18 protein-coding genes and 1 pseudogene are annotated in these 16,895 nt (G+C 68.5%); 6 read left to right on the top strand and 13 right to left on the bottom strand.

Going from position 1 to position 16,895, the window contains the following annotated elements; translation table 11 throughout:
• Nucleotides 1–43 precede the first annotated feature (43 nt).
• Both ACZ5U5_RS15395 and ACZ5U5_RS15400 read left to right on the top strand, forming a co-directional pair.
• Nucleotides 44–1,441, top strand: a complete 1,398-nt coding sequence (locus ACZ5U5_RS15395; RefSeq protein ID WP_469021254.1) for an MFS transporter — start codon at nt 44–46, stop codon at nt 1,439–1,441.
• Complete coding sequence (locus tag ACZ5U5_RS15400; RefSeq protein WP_469021256.1) at nt 1,438–2,694, top strand: FAD-dependent monooxygenase; 1,257 nt, start codon at nt 1,438–1,440, stop codon at nt 2,692–2,694. Before ACZ5U5_RS15395 ends, ACZ5U5_RS15400 begins: the two co-directional genes overlap by 4 nt.
• Nucleotides 2,695–2,725: 31 nt before the next feature.
• Here ACZ5U5_RS15400 and ACZ5U5_RS15405 read toward each other — a convergent pair whose 3' ends face one another.
• From ACZ5U5_RS15405 to ACZ5U5_RS15430, 6 genes are all read right to left on the bottom strand, one after another.
• Entirely contained in the window at nt 2,726–3,199 is a 474-nt protein-coding gene (locus ACZ5U5_RS15405) for an ATP-binding protein (protein ID WP_469021259.1), read from the bottom strand.
• 91 nt (nt 3,200–3,290) lie between these two features.
• Complete coding sequence (locus ACZ5U5_RS15410; protein ID WP_469021262.1) at nt 3,291–3,695, bottom strand: response regulator; 405 nt, start codon at nt 3,693–3,695, stop codon at nt 3,291–3,293.
• Nucleotides 3,692–4,777: a PAS domain-containing sensor histidine kinase gene (locus tag ACZ5U5_RS15415; RefSeq protein ID WP_469021265.1), complete on the bottom strand. Its 1,086-nt coding sequence runs from the start codon at nt 4,775–4,777 to the stop codon at nt 3,692–3,694. The genes ACZ5U5_RS15410 and ACZ5U5_RS15415 overlap by 4 nt, the downstream gene beginning before the upstream one ends.
• Before the next feature lie 26 nt (nt 4,778–4,803).
• The gene (locus ACZ5U5_RS15420) at nt 4,804–5,460 is read right to left on the bottom strand and encodes a response regulator transcription factor (RefSeq protein ID WP_469021267.1); all 657 of its coding nucleotides are present in this window, start codon (nt 5,458–5,460) and stop codon (nt 4,804–4,806) included.
• A gap of 32 nt (nt 5,461–5,492) precedes the next feature.
• Nucleotides 5,493–5,924, bottom strand: coding sequence for an STAS domain-containing protein (locus ACZ5U5_RS15425; protein WP_469021271.1), 432 nt, complete (start codon nt 5,922–5,924; stop codon nt 5,493–5,495).
• A 415-nt stretch (nt 5,925–6,339) separates the two neighbouring features.
• Complete coding sequence (locus tag ACZ5U5_RS15430; protein WP_469021274.1) at nt 6,340–6,783, bottom strand: MarR family winged helix-turn-helix transcriptional regulator; 444 nt, start codon at nt 6,781–6,783, stop codon at nt 6,340–6,342.
• Nucleotides 6,784–6,952: 169 nt separating this feature from the next.
• Here ACZ5U5_RS15430 and eno point away from each other — a divergent pair, with 169 nt between their 5' ends.
• Nucleotides 6,953–8,242, top strand: coding sequence for a phosphopyruvate hydratase (gene eno, locus ACZ5U5_RS15435; RefSeq protein WP_469021278.1), 1,290 nt, complete (start codon nt 6,953–6,955; stop codon nt 8,240–8,242).
• Between the two features lie 69 nt (nt 8,243–8,311).
• Nucleotides 8,312–9,121 (top strand): leucine-rich repeat domain-containing protein, encoded by an 810-nt coding sequence (locus ACZ5U5_RS15440; RefSeq protein WP_469021280.1) that lies wholly within the window; start codon nt 8,312–8,314, stop codon nt 9,119–9,121.
• Nucleotides 9,122–9,184: 63 nt separating this feature from the next.
• On the opposite strand, the gene ACZ5U5_RS15445 is transcribed toward ACZ5U5_RS15440, so the two are convergent.
• From ACZ5U5_RS15445 to ACZ5U5_RS15455, 3 genes and pseudogenes are all read right to left on the bottom strand, one after another.
• A complete protein-coding gene (locus ACZ5U5_RS15445; protein WP_469021282.1) occupies nt 9,185–10,021 on the bottom strand; it encodes an alpha/beta fold hydrolase in 837 nt (278 codons plus the stop codon).
• Nucleotides 10,018–10,610 (bottom strand): annotated as a pseudogene (locus tag ACZ5U5_RS15450) (TetR/AcrR family transcriptional regulator). The gene ACZ5U5_RS15445 and the pseudogene ACZ5U5_RS15450 overlap by 4 nt, the downstream one beginning before the upstream one ends.
• A gap of 81 nt (nt 10,611–10,691) precedes the next feature.
• Nucleotides 10,692–11,534 carry a helix-turn-helix transcriptional regulator gene (locus ACZ5U5_RS15455; protein ID WP_469021284.1) on the bottom strand — a complete coding sequence of 281 codons (843 nt, stop codon included), beginning with the start codon at nt 11,532–11,534 and terminating at the stop codon, nt 10,692–10,694.
• Nucleotides 11,535–11,739: 205 nt separating this feature from the next.
• Here ACZ5U5_RS15455 and ACZ5U5_RS15460 point away from each other — a divergent pair, with 205 nt between their 5' ends.
• A complete protein-coding gene (locus ACZ5U5_RS15460; protein WP_469021287.1) occupies nt 11,740–12,684 on the top strand; it encodes an SDR family oxidoreductase in 945 nt (314 codons plus the stop codon).
• A 44-nt stretch (nt 12,685–12,728) separates the two neighbouring features.
• Here the strand turns inward: ACZ5U5_RS15460 and ACZ5U5_RS15465 are convergent, their stop codons facing one another.
• The 4 genes from ACZ5U5_RS15465 to ACZ5U5_RS15480 form a co-directional block, all read right to left on the bottom strand.
• The gene (locus ACZ5U5_RS15465; RefSeq protein WP_469022435.1) at nt 12,729–13,913 is read right to left on the bottom strand and encodes a PP2C family protein-serine/threonine phosphatase; all 1,185 of its coding nucleotides are present in this window, start codon (nt 13,911–13,913) and stop codon (nt 12,729–12,731) included.
• 402 nt (nt 13,914–14,315) lie between these two features.
• The gene (locus ACZ5U5_RS15470; RefSeq protein WP_469021290.1) at nt 14,316–15,554 is read right to left on the bottom strand and encodes an MFS transporter; all 1,239 of its coding nucleotides are present in this window, start codon (nt 15,552–15,554) and stop codon (nt 14,316–14,318) included.
• 41 nt (nt 15,555–15,595) lie between these two features.
• A complete protein-coding gene (locus ACZ5U5_RS15475) occupies nt 15,596–15,796 on the bottom strand; it encodes a hypothetical protein (RefSeq protein ID WP_469021292.1) in 201 nt (66 codons plus the stop codon).
• An 89-nt stretch (nt 15,797–15,885) separates the two neighbouring features.
• A complete protein-coding gene (locus tag ACZ5U5_RS15480) occupies nt 15,886–16,395 on the bottom strand; it encodes a nucleoside deaminase (protein WP_469021295.1) in 510 nt (169 codons plus the stop codon).
• 175 nt (nt 16,396–16,570) lie between these two features.
• Between ACZ5U5_RS15480 and ACZ5U5_RS15485 the strand changes: the two genes are divergently transcribed.
• Nucleotides 16,571–16,771, top strand: coding sequence for a hypothetical protein (locus ACZ5U5_RS15485; protein ID WP_469021296.1), 201 nt, complete (start codon nt 16,571–16,573; stop codon nt 16,769–16,771).
• The last annotated feature ends 124 nt before the right edge of the window (nt 16,772–16,895 follow it).

Genomic DNA, 16,895 nt, shown 5'->3' on the forward strand with positions numbered 1-16,895 from the left:
CAAGTCACCCCCGTCTCATCCGGCAACGAGGGAAGGGAAGTTCATGACCATCACAACCCTGGCGCCCCAAGTCCGCATCGGGAAAGCCGCGATCGCTGCTCTCGGAGCGCTGGCGGTCGCCACCGGGGCCCTGGAGTCGGTGGTGACACCGACGCTCCCGCTGCTACAACGCGAGTTATCAATGAGCCCCGCTCAAGGGGCACTTCTCAGCATCACCCTGCTCATCACCGGTGCGCTCGTCACGCCCGTCGCGGGCAACCTCGGTGACCGTTACGGCGGAAAACGCGTCATGCTCCGGCTGATGGCGGTGGTCGTGGCCGGTGGTCTGGTGTCGTCGCTGGCACCGAACCTGCCCGTGCTGCTGCTCGGTCAGGTACTTGAAGGCGCCATGGTGGGCGCGATGCCGCTCTCGTTCATCCTGGTGCGCAAGCACCTCTCGCCGGGAGAGTCCCAGGTGGCCATCGGGGTGGTCAGCGGGCTGTTCGTGGGCGGGGGCATGCTGGGCACGCTGATGGCCGGGCCCATCGCCGAAGGGCTGTCCCGGCACTGGATGTTCGCGATTCCGACGATCGCGATCGTCGCGGCGACCTTGGCCGTCCACAGGCTGATGCCGAATGATCCGCCGACCCGCTCGGACGCCAGGATCGACTGGCCCGGACTGGCCCTGCTGAGCGGCATTCTGCTGACCCTCATGCTCGGGCTCTCGATGGCGCCCGAGGTCGGCAGCCGGCCGTTCGCCCTCGCCGCACTCGTCGTGCTCCTGGCCCTCCTCGTGGCCGGATGGGTCGCCGTCGAACGCCGTTCGCCCTCGCCCATGGTCGATCTGCACCTGCTGGCCAAGCCCACGATCTGGAGCTCGTACGTCATCACCTTCGCCGTCTGCGTGGGCACCTCGGTGTCGATGTATCTCGTCCCGCAGCTGTTCGACGTGTCTGCCGACGGTTACGGCTTCGGGGCCGACTCCACCGACATCGGACGGTATCTGCTGCCCGGCGCCATCGCGGGGGCGATCAGCGGGCCGCTGGGCGGGGCCGCGGCGCGGCGCTTCGGCTCAAGTGCCGTGGTCGCAGCCGGAATCGGTGTCATGACGGCCACGCTGCTCGCCCTGGCGTTCCTGCACGCCGAGGTCTGGCAGCTCGTCGTCGGCAAGGCGCTGATCGCTCTGGCCAGTGGTGTCTGCATCACGGCGATGGTCGTCAAGACCGCCACCTCCGTCGATCACGAGAACACCGGCACCGCCACCAGCCTGGTCCTGGTGACCCGCGTGATCGGCTTCGCCGCGGGCGCCCAGATCTCCGGCGCCATCCTCACCGCGGGGACCCACCCCGGAATGGACGACCCGGCCGAATCGGCCTTCGTCACGGGGTTCGTCGTCGCCGGCATTGTCACGGCACTGTCCCTGCTCGTCGTCCGCACGCTGAACAAAGGAGTCAAGCGATGACCCACACCGATCAGTTGGCGGGAAGCCAGACGGGCGGCCAGGCAGACAGTCGGACGGACAGCCGTACGTCGCCGAGGCGCAAGGTCCTGATATCGGGAGCCAGCATCACGGGCCCTGCCCTCGCGTTCTGGCTGACCCGGCACGGATACGCGGTCACGGTGGTGGAGAAGGCGGCCGCACCACGCAGCGGCGGCTACCCCATCGACGTACGCGGCACCGCACTGGAGGTCGTCCGGAGGATGGGCATCCTGCCCCAGCTACGGGACGCGCACATCGACACGCGCCGGATCACCTTCCTGGACGCGGACGGCGGCAAGGTGGCCGCGATCAACCCGCACACCGTCGCCGGCGGTGTCGCGGGAGAGGACATCGAGGTGCGGCGCGGGGATCTGACCGACGCTCTGTACGCGGCGGTCCGTGACGACGTGGAATTCTTGTTCGACGACTCCATCGACACCCTCGACCAGTCCGGCCACGGGGTCGACGTCACCTTCCGCCGGGGCAGCAGTCGTACGTTCGACATGGTGTTCGGCGCGGACGGCCTGCACTCACATACCCGGAAGTTGCTGTTCGGCCCCGGAGAACAGTTTCACCGATACCTCGGGTACTGCTTTGCCGTGTGCACCCTGCGCAACACCTTCGACCTCTCCCACGAGATCATGATGTGGAACACCCCGGGCAGAGCAGCCGCTCTTTACGCCGTGGAGGAGACGGCCGAAGTGCACGCCTTCTTGAACTTCGCCCGACAGGAACCGCCCTTCGACGCGCTCCGTACTCCAGGAGCCCAACGGGAGTTGATCGCCTCGGTCTTCGCCGACGCGGGATGGGAGGTGCCGGGAATGATCGCCGCCATGCACGACGCGGACGACCTGTACTGCGACATGGTCAGCCAGATCCGCATGCCGCGCTGGTCCAGCGGCCGGGTCGCACTGGTGGGCGACGCCGCGTACGCACCCTCGTTCCTCACCGGACAAGGCACCAGCCTCGCGCTCGTCGGTGCGTACATGCTCGCCACTTCCCTGGCCGACCGGGACGTCGCCGCGGGTCTCGCCGCCTACGAACACGGCCTTCGCGCGTTCGTGACCGCGAACCAGGGACAGATCGGCAAGGGCGACGCCACACTCTTCCCCACCACAACGCGCGCTCTCACCCAGCGCAACGACATGTTGCGCAACCTCAGCACCATGCCCGCGAACCAGGGCCGACGGGCGCACTCGGCTCTCACCCTTCCCGAAGTCATTCCCATGAGGTGACACTGTTCGCCGAGTGCGGGGGCGCACCAGTTCACACGTGGGGGTCGGTCGGACTCGCGTCCGCATCATCGGCCAGGCCGAGGACCGCGGTGATGCGCTTGCCCGACGGTTCCTGGTCCACCTGGAGTTTCCGGCACACGGCCTGCACGACCTCCAGGCCGTGCTGTCCGAGGCGGCTGGGATCTGGCGCCGAGACCGCGGGAAGTACGGAGTTGCTGTCCCGTACGGTGACCTCGATGTTGACCCCCTGCACCGCGAGGGCGAGCAGGCACGGCCCTGGTGCGTATTTGCGGGCGTTGGTCACCAGCTCGCTGACCACCAGTTCCACCATCCCCATGGCCTGATTGGTCACGGGGAGCCCGTAAACGGTTCGTAGGTCTGTCAAAAAGTCTCGGGCCAGATGCCGCGCGTGTGCGATCCCCTCGCTGCCCTCGAACAGCTGGGAGACCGACGCCGTCCCGTTGGTTGCGGACGGCTGTCCGTCCTCGCCCGCTGTCTGATCCATGCAGTCCGCCTTGCTCCTAGCTCAGCCCGGCCTCATGCGGGCCGACTACCCCCATAACTCCGCTTAATCCGCCCCGGCGGAGGGCGTCGGCTCAGCGTACTGCTGCCGCCTGTCGCAGAGCTGTGAGAAGTTCCTTGTTGCTGGCACCCTTGAGTACGTACGCAAAGGCGCCCGCGTTCTTCATCTGCTCGATGGAGCCCTTGTCGTCATACGCGGAGAACGCCACGATGCGGCTGGCCGGTGAACACTGCTCGATGCCTCGGGCGACGGCGGGGCCGCCGCCGGGGAAGCGGACATCCAGGACGACGAGGTCCGGTTGATGGTGAGAGGCGAGCTGCAGGGCCCGCTCGCTGTCCCGCGCGGTGCCGACGACCTCCAGATCGGGCTGTGCCTGCACGACCTCGCTCAGGGTCTCCAGGAGCAGCGCGTTGTCGTCGCACAGGACGACGCTGAGCGGTGAAGGGGGGCAGTCGTCCGCGGGAGTCGCCGCGGTCACGGCGCGTCGTCCGGTGACGCCGCAGGTGACCGCGGAACCGGAAGGGGGTTGGGCAGCCAGAACTCGACGGTCGTGCCCGTGCCGGGGCGGCTGTGCATGGACCACCAGCCGCCGGCCGTTTCGGCTCTTTCCCGCATCTCGATGACCCCGAAGTGATCACGGGCACCGTCCCGGGAGATCGGTGCGCCGGTTCCGTCGTCCGCGACGCGCGTCACGATGCCCCCGTCGGCGGCCGCGACACGGACGTCGACCCTGCTCCCGCGCGCGTGCTTGTGCACGTTCAGCAATGCCTCTTGGACGATACGGAAGATGGTGATGGCGGTCTCGGGTGAGGGTTCACGGTCCAGCTGGTGCTCGAAGGAGTAGGGCATGCCCCAGGAGGCGCCCACGACGTCGGCCAGGTGGCTGGAAAGGCCGTCGACCAGGCCATGTCTGTCGATTCCGGGCGGATGCAAGCGGAAGGTCAGACTGCGCAGGCGGCCGATCGCCTCGCGCACCGATGTGTCCAGGCGCTGCAGTTCCGCGGCGTATGACTCCGGCACCCGATCCGCCAGCAGTTCCAGCCGCATCGCGACGGCGACCATGGCCTGGATGGAGTCGTCGTGGACGTCCCATGCGATACGGCGTCGTTCCGTTTCCTGCGCCTGGACCAGGTGATCGAACAGGCGTCGACGCTCGCTGAGGGCGTGCTGCGCTGCCCGCCGCTCTGACATGTCACGGGTGACCTTGCCGAATCCTCGCAGTACACCCTTTTCGTCCCACAGGGCTGTGATGACCACGTTCGCCCAGAAACGGGAGCCGTCCTTGCGGACGCGCCACCCCTCGTCCTCCAGTCTGCCGTCGGCCACGGCAGTCTCCAGCTCCCATTGGGGCTTGCCGGAGGCCTGGTCTTCGGGCGGATAGAAGACGGAGAAGTGCTGTCCGACGATGTCTTCGGCGCCGTATCCCTTGATCCGCTCCGCTCCCGCGTTCCAACTGATGATGTGGCCCTGCGGATCGAGCATGAAAATGCCGTAGTCCAGCACGCCCTGAACCAGCAGGGTGAACGCGGCTTCCGACATCGGCGCCGCCTGCTTGCGCACGCGCCTTGGCTGTCGCGGCTCCTCCGTCACGAAAGGAGCCCCTCGCGTCGGGCGATCGTCACGGCTTCCAGCTGGGAACGTGCTCCCAGCTTCTCCAGTACCCGCTGGACGTGGTTGCGCCCGGTGTTGAGAGCGACCCCCAGCTGATCGCTGATCTCGGTGGTGCTGCATCCTTGCCCCAGCAGCTGCAGAGCTTCCCGCTCCCGCGGAGTCAGGTTCGCGCCGAGGCTCGGCGTTCTGCCGGCCAGCCGTCCCAGTACGTCGCCCAGCAGCTCCTGGCTGAACACCACCTCACCCGCTGCCACCCGGCGAACGGCGTCCTCCAGCTCGCTCAGTCCCCGGGCCTTCAGGATCAAGCCGGCCCCGCCCGTCTCCGCGACGCGCGCGGCCACCGATGCGCTGCCCTCACCCGCCAGGACCAGTACCCGCACATCCGGCCTGAGGGCCAGCAGATCGGCGATGGCGGTGACTCCGTCGCCGTCCGGCAGGCGTCGGTCCATCAGCACGACATCAGGTGCACACTGCTTCGCGTCGGCCAGCGCCGATGCCACCGACGCCGCGTGTCCCACGATCTGCAGATCGGGCGACCGCTCCAGGGCGAGGCGGATGGCCTCGGCCACCATGTCGTGATCCTCCACCAGCAGGATTCTGATCGGACGGCTGTGCGGGGGAGAGGAAGGCATTAGTGCATCCTTGCAGGTGGCGGACTGCACGATCATGCCAGAAGGTCCCGGAGTGGCGACTCGGCGGCGGCCACCGTGGCTTCGCGGCGGCTTGTGGCCGTATCGGAGGAACAGAGGGCGGTTTCCGCCTCCGCCTCCGTAAAGGTGTCGCCCTCGGTGAAGATGCCGTCGGCCCCGATCAGCGCGAGGAGCCGCGCCAACTGGGCTCCGACCCCTACGACGAGAAGATCCACGCCTCCCTGAAGGACGGAAAGCCGCGCCGTCAGCAGGGAGTTCAGACCGGCGCAGTCGCAGAAGGAGATGCCGGTCAGATCGAGGCAGAAGCTCGTCGGCTGCTTGGCCAGGCAGGAGGCTACCGCCTCAAGGACGCAGGGCGCGGTGTCGAAGTCGAGTTCACCGGCGAGCGTCACCCGGGCATGCCCGGATTGAACGACGGCGTGCGACGTGAAGGGGTAGAAGGTCACAGCGTTCCGCACCTCTCCGTGCTCACGTGCGGCGCGTACGAGCGCGGCGCGATCCCGCGGTCCCTTTCCGCGCAGGGTTCTCCTGCTGTCAGCTGCGGCATCACTACCTCATAGCCTCATAGTGCGAGGGCATCAGTTGGGCTCTAGTGAATCTGCACTAGACGCAGAAGTCAACACGCGTCAGCGGAGGTTGACGGTGGCGGGCGGCGCGTGCAGCGAGGCCGCCGGTAGGCCGAAGCGCCGGGCGGGCATACCTGCTTCTGCGGCCGCTGGGGCGGCAGCCCCAGGTGGCGGCCCGAGTCGCACGGGAGGCGTCGAAGCGGGCGCGGTAGCCGTGCAGTTCCCCGGCGTCTCTTCAGGGGTGAGGGGGCGCCGCGCTCCTGAACGGGTCCAGGACCTGATCAGCTGATGGTTCTCATGAGCGCTCGGAGAGTCCTTGGCGAGCGGCCAGCCGCTCCATCAGGGCTGCGCTGCGCGCGAGCGACTCCCGCTCTTCGTTCGTGAGTTCGGCCTCGATGGCCTGGGCCAGCCAGCCGGCCCTGCGGCCGCGTTCCGCTTCCAGTGCGGCCCGGCCCGCGTCGGACAGGTCCAGCAGGGTCTTGCGGCCGTCCGTGGGGTGGGCGGTGCGGGTGAGCAGGCCCTGCTCGAGGAGGAGGCCGACCGCGCGAGCCATCGACTGCGGGCGTACGCGCTGGTCGGTCGCGAGGTCGCTGGTGGTCATGGCGCCGTCGCGGTCCAGGACGCCGAGGACGGCGACCTGTCCGTGCGGGATCCGGTCCTCGTGCTTCACGCGCCGGGTGAGCTTGCCCATCGCGGTGCGCAGTTCGGCGGCGACGGTGGCGGCTTGCGAGGTGGGCATAGGGCACTTTAACCGGGACCGCCGTCGTGCAGCAGAACTGAACAGCATGGCTAAACAGAGAAACTGAACAGCTGAACTGAACAGCAATGCTGTATTGTCTGTCGCGTCGGGCCGAGCGCCAGCGTCGTCGCAGCCGCGGCCCGGCAGGCGACGACGGGAAGGAACTCCCATGCCCGCACCCTCAGTTGAGCCGACCAGCGTCCGCGGCGTCACCGCCCGCACCGTCCTCGACAGTCGCGGCAACCCCACCGTCGAGGTCGACGTCGTCCTCGCCGACGGATCGCTGGGCCGTGCCGCAGTGCCCTCCGGCGCCTCCACCGGCGCCCGCGAAGCGGTCGAGCTGCGCGACGACGAGCCTCGGCGGTGGCACGGCAAGGGTGTCGACCGGGCCGTGGCCCATGTGAACGGCGAGATAGCGGATGCCGTCACCGGGCGTGACGCGGATGACCAGGCCGGCCTCGATGCCGCGCTCGTCGCGCTCGACGGCACGCCCACCAAGGCGAGGCTCGGCGCCAACGCCCTGCTCGGAGTGTCCCTGGCCACGGCGAAGGCCGCCGCCCTCTCGCACCGGCAGCCGCTGTACCGCTATCTCGGAGGGGCCGACGCCCGCGTGCTTCCGGTGCCGATGATGAACATCGTCAACGGCGGCGCCCACGCCGACAATCCGCTGGACTTCCAGGAGTTCATGATCGCGCCCGTGGGTGCGGCCACCTTCGCGGAAGCCGTCCGGATGGGCTCCGAGGTCTTTCACACGCTCCGCCGCGACCTGCTGGCCGCGGGCCACTCCACCGCCGTCGGCGACGAGGGTGGCTTCGCGCCCGCGCTGCGTACGGCCGAGGAGGCGCTGGACTTCGTCATGGCCGCGATCGAGCGGACCGGGTATCGGCCCGGCGCGGACATCGGTCTCGTCATGGACCCGGCGTCGTCGGAGTTCTACCGGGGCGGTGTGTACGAGTACCTGGGGGAGGGGGTGCGGCGTACACCCGCCGAGCAGGTCGACTACTTCGCCAAGCTGATCGACGCGTACCCGATCGTCTCGGTGGAGGACCCGATGGCCGAGGACGACCACGACGGATGGCGCGAGCTGACGGCTCGGGTGGGGGAGAGGTGTCAGCTGACCGGCGACGACGTCTTCTGCACCAACGAAGCGCTGGTACGGGAAGGTATTCGTACGGGGGTGGGCAACGCGGTCCTGATCAAGGTCAACCAGATCGGCACGCTGACCGAGGCGCTCGGGACGGTGAGCACCGCGCGGCGGGCCGGCTGGGCGGCGGTCATGTCGCACCGCTCGGGCGAGACGGAGGACACGACCATCGCGGACCTGGCCGTGGCCACGGGGTGCGGGCAGATCAAGACGGGTTCACTGTCCCGATCGGACCGCACGGCCAAGTACAACCAACTCTTCCGTATCGAGGAGGAGTTGGGCGAGTCGGCGGTGTACGGATACGCCGCTGCGTGAGCCCGCCGGTCGCCGCGGGGACGCGCATAATCGGTCAGGTGGATGAGTCGGCCCTCGTATCGTTGCGTCATGACAAGCGACAGAGAGCCGCAGCTCTTCGCGAACCGCTGGGGTGACACGTCAGATCCGGGGCCGGAACGGCGTGGACGGCGCCAGGCTACTTGCTCGTGCTTCGACCAGTACCGGCCGGCTCCGCAGGCCCAGGTCGGGTTTCACGCCGAGCGCCAGGACACCTCCGCGCCGGGCTGGCGACGTCTGCTGGAGTTGGTCGACGAGGCAGCCGCCGACGGGCGCGAGGAGTTCCGTCCCCTGGTGGAGTTGAGCCCGGAAGAGCGGAGGCAGATCGTCACCCTGCCTTCGAGCATCGCCCGGCTGACAGCGGTCAAGCATCTCGTGCTCTACGACAGCAACCTGGTCCGGATCCCGCCCGAAATCGGGGCCATGACCAACCTGGAGGAGCTCACGCCCTACACCTCGCGCCGGTTGCATTGGTTTCCCTACGAAGTCACCCGGTGTGCCAGGTTGGCCCGCAGCACGGTGAGTACTCGCGCGTTGTTCGGCAACTACAAGTTGCGGCCGCCCTTCCCGCGGTTGCAACCTGCAGAGGACCCTGTCAGGGGGTTTGACCTGGGCAACCTGGACCCCCGGCGCTGGGGAGTCACGGCCATGCCGAGATGCAGTGTCTGTGACGGCCCGATCGGAGGGGGTGAAGTCCAGCAGAGGTGGATCTCGCTGCTGGTGGCCACCGACGTACTGCCCCTGCTGGTCAACGCCTGCTCATCGGCGTGTGTCGCCACCCTGCCCAGTGGTGCTGACGATTACATCGCGACGCCACACAAGGGCGGCCGAGTTGACCAACCGTCGTCTGACGAGGACTGACCAGTCGGACCGCGCTTCCAAGGGGGCGGGGGCGGCGGGCTCCGCCAGGATGTGTCAGGTGCTTCAGTCGCGGAACGCCTTGCGAAGGAGTTCGCCGAACTGGGTGGGATGCGTGCTCAGGCCGATGTGCCCGCCGGGGAAGTGTTGGAGTTCCGTGCCGAAGCGCTCGGCCATCAGCGCGGCCGGACGGTAGGGCAGTTCTCCTCGAGAGTCCTGACCTGCGGCTAGCACGAGCTGATCCGACAGCTTCTCCAGCCGGGGCAGGTCCGGGGAGTAGGACATGAAGCTGGGGACAATGCGACCGACGAAATACGGCAGGTTGGCCATCGTCTGTTCTGCCCGCGCCGCTGCCTGCGGCGGAAGCTCGATCTTGGCCCCCGGCTCGTCGGTGTCGGGGTCCTTCCTGAGGCCCGCGGCGAACACGTTCATCGCAGGCATGAGCCCTTGCGTACGAAATACCTCCTGCACCCGCGCTATGAGGGCGAGATGAGTGGAGGCGTCCGGCAGCACCGCCACCGTCGGAGGCTCATGCGCCACGACGCGTCGGACGCGCTCAGGGCGGGTGGTGAGCAGATGCAGGGCCACGATGGCGCCCGAACTGGAGCCGAACACCCGGGCGGGCTCACCGGGCGACAGCAGCTCCAGCACGCGGATGGCGTCCTCGGAGTGTTCGGCCACGCTCTGCTCGGCATCGGGGTCGTCCAGTGTGCTTCGGGACATCCCGCGCGGATCGTACGTGGCCACTGTGTATCCAGCGGCCAGGTCGTCGGCGAGCTCGTCGAAGGAGGCCGCCCCGCCCGAGCCTCCGGGGATCAGCAGCACAAGTGGGCCCTGGCCACGCACTTCGTAGCGCAGAGTCGCGCCGTTCACGCGCAGGGTGCCGGTGGTCGGGTCAGTCATGGAGAGTCTCCTTCTCGGGACGGGGCCAGCGCTCAAGAAGGGTGTGCAGAGCGTCGAGGGCGCGGGCCCATGACTGCTGTGGCGAACGCTGGTGTGCGAACCCACCCGCGGCCTCCAAGGCGGCAAACCCGTGGAAAGTGCTGCGCAGCAACCGGACCGCATCGGTCAGGTCGGGTTCGGCCAGTCCGTAGCCGTGCAGCATGCCGTAGGTCAGCTCGACCGCGCGCCGGGGGCCGGGCGCCTGCGCGGCGAGCTCAGGGTCGATCTGGATCTGGGATTGAGTGGCCATGTAGCGGCCCGGGTGCTGGTGTGCGTACTCCCGCCAGGCGTTCGCGAAGGCGACAAGCGCGTCCTTGCCCGAACGGCCGGCGGTCGCCTCCGCGATACGGATGGTCTTCTCGTCCGCCGCCAGCAAGGCGATGCGGCCGCGCAGATCCTCCAGGCCGCGCACGTGCCCGTAGAGGCTCGCGTCCTTCACGCCGAGCCGACGGGCCACCTGCGACATGGTCACCTGGTCGAGCCCCACCTCGTCCGCCAGTTCGGCGCCCGCGAACGTCACCCTCTCCGCCGTCAGCCCTGCCCGCGCCATGTGCCCTCCATATCGTTCCTAGGGGCCCTAGGTTAAACCTAGGGCCCCTAGGAAGGGCAAGTGAATTGCTTGGTCAGGAGGTCAGCGCAGTGCCTGCGCTCCGATGACGGAGAGCAGCTGCAGCTTTTCGTGGCTCTCGCTGCCGGGGACGGCGGTGTAGACGAGCAGAAGATGCGACTGGTGGGGATCGAGCAGCGTCTGGCAGGTCAGCTCCAACTCCCCGAGCTCGGGGTGGACGAAGTGTTTGACCTCGTGGGGTCGGATGCCGATCTCGTGGTCGTTCCACACCTGACGGAACTCCTCGCTCTGGGCGAGCAGCAGATCGGCGTAGTGGGCCGCGCGAGAACCGGGGCCCCGCAGTGTGGCCACCCCGCGCAGGCCCGAGACGAACATGCGGGTGAGGAACGCATGGTCGTCGGGGGCGTAGAGCTGTCGCGTGGCGGAGTCGGTGAACCACCGGTAGCCGAGGCTGCGGGCCGGGCCGCTGTAGCTGGTCAGGTCACCGGTGAGTGCGATGCCGAGCGGGGTCTGCCGCAGCGTCTCGCCGAGTTCGGTGACGATCTCCGCGGGGGTGTCGTGCAGCCGGTCCAGGATGCGCAGCAGGCCGGGGCTGATGTGCTCGCTGTCCGCGCCCCGAGGGGGAGGTGTCTGTCCGGCGAGCCGGAAGAGGTGGTCACGTTCATCGAGGGAGAGGTGGAGGCCCTGCGCGATGGAGGCGATCATCTGCTCGGACGGCTGAGGTCCGCGCTCCCGTTCCAGGCGCGCGTAGTAGTCGGTCGACATGTGGCACAGCGCGGCCACTTCCTCCCGCCGCAGCCCGCTCGTCCTGCGGCGCTGTCCGCGCGGGAGACCCACATCCTCGGGTTGCAGCGACTCCCGGCGACGCCGCAGGAACTCCGCAAGGCCGGTCCGGTCGATCACCATGCGCGCCTCCGTCACCGTGCGTGTCTCCGTCTCCGTGCATTCCTGCGTACCTGCTCATGTCTACCGCCCGCACACCTCGACATCCACGGATCGTCAGTCCCCCCTTCGCGGGTTGCCGCCCCTGCGGAGCCATCCGAGGCTGAGTGACATACGCGAGCTTTGCGGCGTACCCGAGGCTCTGACCACACACCCCAGGAGCGGGCACATGCCACGCAAAACCATCGACATCACCGTCCCCGACCTGACCGGCAAGCGCGCCGTCGTCACCGGGGCGAGCGACGGCATCGGGCTCGGCCTCGCCACGAGGCTCGCGGGGGCAGGGGCCGAGGTACTGCTGCCTGTACGCAATCCGCACAAGGGCGAGGCCGCGCTCGCCGCGATCCGACAGGTGGCCCCGCACGCGAACGTGTCGCTCCGCGAGCTCGACCTGTCCTCACTCGCCTCCGTGGCAGCCCTCGGTGAGACCCTGCGGGAGGAGGGTCGGCCGATCCACATTCTCGTCAACAACGCCGGCGTCATGACCCCGCCCGATCGCCAGACGACCGCGGACGGGTTCGAGCTTCAGTTGGGCACCAACCACCTCGGCCATTTCGCCCTGGTGGCCCACCTGCTGCCGCTGCTGCGCGCCGGCCACGCACGCGTGACCTCACAGGTCAGCGTCGCGGCGAATCAGAACGCCATCAACTGGGACGACTTGAACTGGGAACATTCCTACGACGGCATGAAGGCCTACAGCCAGTCGAAGATCGCGTTCGGGCTCTTCGGCCTCGAACTCGACCGGCGCAGCCAGGCCAATGGCTGGGGCATCACGAGCAATCTCGCCCACCCCGGGGTCGCACCGACGAGCCTGCTCGCCGCACGCCCCGAGGTCGGCCGCGACAAGGACACCATGGGCGTGCGCCTGATCCGGGCTCTGTCGGCCCGCGGCATCGTCGTCGGGACGGTCCACACCGCGAAACTCCCCGCCCTGTACGCCGCCACCTCACCCGACGCCGAGCGCGGCGGCTTCTACGGGCCGCGCGGACCCGGGCACATGGGCGGCCCTCCCGCGGAGCAAAAGCTCTACTCGCGCCTTCGCAGCACCGAGGAAGCCCAGCGCGTCTGGCAGATCTCCGAAGAGCTCACGAGGGTTCCCTTCCTTGTCGGTTGAGAGGCTCGCCGCCGCGTCGTGCGTGGTTTTACCGCCTCGCCGGCCTAGACGTCCGCAGCGGGTCCGGCGGCTCCGTGCCAGTCCAGGATCATGACGGTGGCGTCGTCCTTGAGGTTGCCGCGGCAGGCGTCGAGGATCGCTGTCGTCAGGGTGCGAACGGCCTCCCTGGGGTGCAAGGCGCGGGTGTCGCGCACAAGGGAGGCCAGGTCGACGGCCGACGCCCCGCGTTCCTGCATGCCGTCGGTGAGCAGGACCAGGCGGTCGCCCGGGCTCAACTGAAGCTCCTGCAGCCGGTACGGGACGGGTGAGGCCACCCCGAACGGCAGGTTGATGGCCAGCTCGACCTCCTCGACCTCCGCTGCGCCCTCCCGCAGGCGCAGAGGCCAGGGGTGCCCTGCGTTGATCAGTTCGCACGCGCCCGTCTCCAGGCGGATGCAGAGCAGTTGCCCGGTGGCAAGGCCGCGGTTGTGGGCCAGCAAGGCCTCGTGGGCACGACGGGCTTGTTGCAGCGCGTCGCAACCGGTGCGGCGGGCGCCGCGCAACGCGGCCATCACCAGCGTCGCCAGCAGAGCGGAGTCGGTGTCGTGGCCCATGGCGTCGGTGATGGACAGGTGCAGCGCGTCCTGATCGAGCGTGTAGTCATAAGTGTCGCCACCGATGTCGTCGGCCGGGACCAGTCCCGCGGCGAGGGTGAACTGAGGGGCTTCACAACAAGAGGCCGAGGGCAGCAGCTGGTGCTGGATCTCGGCGGCCAGACTGGTCCGTGTGGTGCGCCGGCCCGCGTGATAGAGGTCCGTGAAGCGGCGGTCCGTGACGATGATGTAAGCCAGTGCGTGAGCTGCTTCGCGGATCTGCCCGAGAACGGAGTCGTCCGCGTACTGCAGGCTCACCTCCAGCACGCCGATGCAGTCGCCGCGGTTGGTCACCGGCGAGATCACGCGCCGCCCGCCCTGACCGTCCGGCTCCACATGCTGGCGCTGGTCGCGCAGAACTGTCTCGTAAACGCTGCCCCGCAGATCGAGCCGCTCCGCGGCATTCGGCGCCTCGCCCTCGGCGGGCGCGCTCAGGCGCAGGAGTTGCTGCTCCATGAGATCGACGAACAAGAACGACACACGATCCGCCCCGAACCGCTTGCGCAGATCGTGCGCTATGACACCGACGGATTCCCCGGGCGGCGCTGACTCCGCGGCGGCCAAAAGCTCGCCCAGTTCCAGATCTCTACCATCCATGGCAACCTCCATCGTCTCGTCGCCACTCCTTCCCCGGGATTTGCCGATCTCACCCAGTTCGTTCGTCAGGCCCGGCCGCAGCTCCGTTCCTTCTGGCCGGTCCCGGGGCGTGGCGTGGGGGATATGCCCGCAGCGCATCTGATGCGGTGACCTGCATGTTTGTCCCAGGAACCGGCTCGAGCAGCGCAGGGCCGTCCCTCGGTCAGTGAGGGGTGAGGCGCCCACATCCAGAGCACGGGGCTGTCGGCAGTGGGCTGTCGGTTCAACCAAACCGGTTGGTGAAGCCGAACGGGGGTACGTGCCTTCGACAGCCCTGTGGCCGAACAGGCACTCGAAGCGTGATGGTTTTCGACTGGCTGACGACGGCAGTCACACGACCTACGGGCGGCTTCCCCTACGCCCTCACGAACGTGCCTCGTCGGCCACTGCGCCGGAGTGCGCCGTAGATGCTCCGTACTTGGATCGGGTCCGCATGCCCCAGCGTTCAAGCGGCGGGCCGAGGGCGCCCACGGCCGCGAAGAACACGCCGAGGAACAGCCAGCCAGTCGTGCCGTACCCCAGCACGAGGGTGGTGAGGATGGCCGGGGCCAGCGCTTGGCCCGCGCTGAACCCGAGACCGAGAAGCCCTTGGTACTGGCCCTGGGCATGGTCGGGCGCAAGGCCGAATCCGAGGGCGAATCCGGCCGAGGACTCCCAGATCTCCCCGAGACTGTGGACGCAGATCGCCGCGACCGCCAGGCCGACGGCCACCCAGACGGGAGCATGCGCGGTCAGCGCCATCAGCGGACAGCTGACCAGGAAGAGGAGCCCCGCGGTGCGAAACGCCCGGCCCCCGTCGCGAGGAGTTTCGATGCGGGAACCAATTCGGGTCTGCAGCAGGACACAGACGGCGGCGTTCAACGCGGACACCGCGGGGACCGTCCAACGTGGTGCGTCCGTGTGTTCCGAGATCCAGATCGGCAGCAGCAGGGACACCACCGGGTATTGCAGTCCCATGGCCCCAAAGAGGCCTGTGAACGTGACGAAGGGCCGGTCGCGGAGCGCGATCCAGCGGCGTTGCACAGGCGGAGCTGCCAACGCCTTGTAGTGGGGGAGCAGGAACAGGAGAAGGGCACAGAGCGCAAAGCTGGCGGCGTTGCCAAGAATCAGCACCAGGTAGGCGGTTCGGGTGTTGGCTGCCACGGCGATTCCGGCGCCGACGGTGCCCAGGACGACGCCCAGGTTGACGTAGGTGCGCAACTTGGCCCGGAAGAGGGCGGGTTGACCGGTTCCGACCCGGACGACGAGGGCTCCCCACGCCGCTCCTCCCGCGGATGCGGCAAGTTGGTCGATGGTCGCGATGGCCGCGAGAGCGGTCCAGCTCTCGACGAAGACGAGGGCTGACATCGCCGCCGCCTGAACGGCGAGAGCCAGCATCATGATGGTGCGAGGACCTCGACGATCAGCGAGGTGGCCTCCCGGGATCCCCGCGAGCAGGCCGATCAGTCCTGCGACGGTGAGGGCGAGGCCCACCTGCACTGCCGGGAGTTGCACGACCAAGGTGAAGTACAGCGCTGACGCGGTGTTGAAGAGACCATTGCCGACCCGGTTCACGAAGCTGGCCAGGATCAGAACGCGTTCGGACCGGTTGTCTCCCGCCATGCGCGCTATTCGACGTCCGGCTGCGGCTGATCTCCCCTTGATCATGGGACGCAGATTAGCAGCGGCTGTACGAGGCCTCCGGGGGTGCAGGGCGCGACCGGGGTCACTCGATCCCGAGGGCCGAAGCCCAGGTCCTCTCGCATGTGGCGGCGCATCTCCGCCATGGCCGTGCGGCCCTGTTCGATGAAGGCCCTGTCCTCCGCGGACCCGACCTCGACCCCGCGGGCATAGGCGTCGCGCATCCGACGCAGGCTGTGGAACGCCTCGTTCCCGGCCGCGACAACGAACGTCGGCGCGGGTCTCGCGTGACCAAGCCGCTTCGGGCGTCGCCTCAGTGGGCGTCGTCAGCCTTCGGCGCGCCAGGCACGCGGCGATCGCCGCCGTTGCGGTCCTGCCACAGGCGGTAGACGTCCACGGCGCCTTCGCGCGGCTCGTGGCGCATCGGCAGTCGGCGTTCCTGCCAGGGCTTGGCGAACTCGTCGTAGAACGTGCTCAGTTCGAAGTACTTGCGGTCGTCGACGTAGTGCGGCTCATAGGCGTCGCGGGTCGTGACGAAGACGACCTCGTCGGGGGAGCAGTAGTAGAGCGCGCCCAGGCACATCGGGCACGGCTGCGCCAGGACGTAGATCGTCGTGCCGGTCAGGTGCTCGGTGCCGAGCAGCATGCACGCGTCCCGGATGGCCAGCACCTCGGCGTGCGCCGTGGGGTCGTGGGTCTGCGCGACCTGATTGCCGCGCTCCGCGATGATCTCGCCGTCCTTGACGATGACGGTGGCGAAGGGGCGCCCGCCGTCAAGGACATTGGCGCGTGCCAGGTCGATCGTGCGCCGGACGAAGTCCATGAGGTGCCTCCGGTCGGTTCGTTTCCCCTGCGTTCGGACCTCCTCCAGTTTGGCTGATCTGCGGCTATAGCGTCCAAGACGCGCTGTGCATGCCTCCTTTAGATGAGAGCAATAAGCGGCGTTACGCTGCCTGGCATGGCTCCTGTGGAACTGCGGCACCTGCGCTGTCTCCTCCGTGTTGCCGGACGCCGTGACCCTGGACCGGCCGGGGCTGACGCAGGTTCCGCTGTCACCGCCGCTGCCGCACCGCACGGCTGCGTTGCTGACCCGGACCGGCAGCTTCCGCTCCGCGGCCGTGCACGCCTTCGTCGCGCTGCTGCGCGCGCAGGCGACCGAGCGAGGGCTCCCGCCCGCCGGGCCGGGTGGCGAGGAGTGAGGTCGCAGCGGAAGTCCGCAGGGGGTGAACCGGCTTATGACATGCGGTTGTTGTCGTGACGGGTCCTCGGCATGATGGGTGCCGTCCACGGCAAGGATGTATGTCGCGATATAGCGTTAGTCTT

This window comes from Streptomyces sp. NPDC033177 (assembly GCF_055577715.1).

Coding starts and splice junctions, on each gene's coding strand:
- ACZ5U5_RS15445 (WP_469021282.1), bottom strand. CDS start 10,021: ATGACTGACCCGACCACCGGCACCCTGCGCGTGAACGGCGCGACTCTG.
- ACZ5U5_RS15420 (WP_469021267.1), bottom strand. CDS start 5,460: ATGCCTTCCTCTCCCCCGCACAGCCGTCCGATCAGAATCCTGCTGGTG.
- ACZ5U5_RS15465 (WP_469022435.1), bottom strand. CDS start 13,913: ATGGATGGTAGAGATCTGGAACTGGGCGAGCTTTTGGCCGCCGCGGAG.
- ACZ5U5_RS15455 (WP_469021284.1), bottom strand. CDS start 11,534: ATGGTGATCGACCGGACCGGCCTTGCGGAGTTCCTGCGGCGTCGCCGG.
- ACZ5U5_RS15405 (WP_469021259.1), bottom strand. CDS start 3,199: ATGGATCAGACAGCGGGCGAGGACGGACAGCCGTCCGCAACCAACGGG.
- eno (WP_469021278.1), top strand. CDS start 6,953: ATGCCCGCACCCTCAGTTGAGCCGACCAGCGTCCGCGGCGTCACCGCC.
- ACZ5U5_RS15475 (WP_469021292.1), bottom strand. CDS start 15,796: ATGCGCGACGCCTATGCCCGCGGGGTCGAGGTCGGGTCCGCGGAGGAC.
- ACZ5U5_RS15440 (WP_469021280.1), top strand. CDS start 8,312: ATGACAAGCGACAGAGAGCCGCAGCTCTTCGCGAACCGCTGGGGTGAC.
- ACZ5U5_RS15480 (WP_469021295.1), bottom strand. CDS start 16,395: ATGGACTTCGTCCGGCGCACGATCGACCTGGCACGCGCCAATGTCCTT.
- ACZ5U5_RS15395 (WP_469021254.1), top strand. CDS start 44: ATGACCATCACAACCCTGGCGCCCCAAGTCCGCATCGGGAAAGCCGCG.
- ACZ5U5_RS15400 (WP_469021256.1), top strand. CDS start 1,438: ATGACCCACACCGATCAGTTGGCGGGAAGCCAGACGGGCGGCCAGGCA.
- ACZ5U5_RS15470 (WP_469021290.1), bottom strand. CDS start 15,554: ATGGCGGGAGACAACCGGTCCGAACGCGTTCTGATCCTGGCCAGCTTC.
- ACZ5U5_RS15460 (WP_469021287.1), top strand. CDS start 11,740: ATGCCACGCAAAACCATCGACATCACCGTCCCCGACCTGACCGGCAAG.
- ACZ5U5_RS15430 (WP_469021274.1), bottom strand. CDS start 6,783: ATGCCCACCTCGCAAGCCGCCACCGTCGCCGCCGAACTGCGCACCGCG.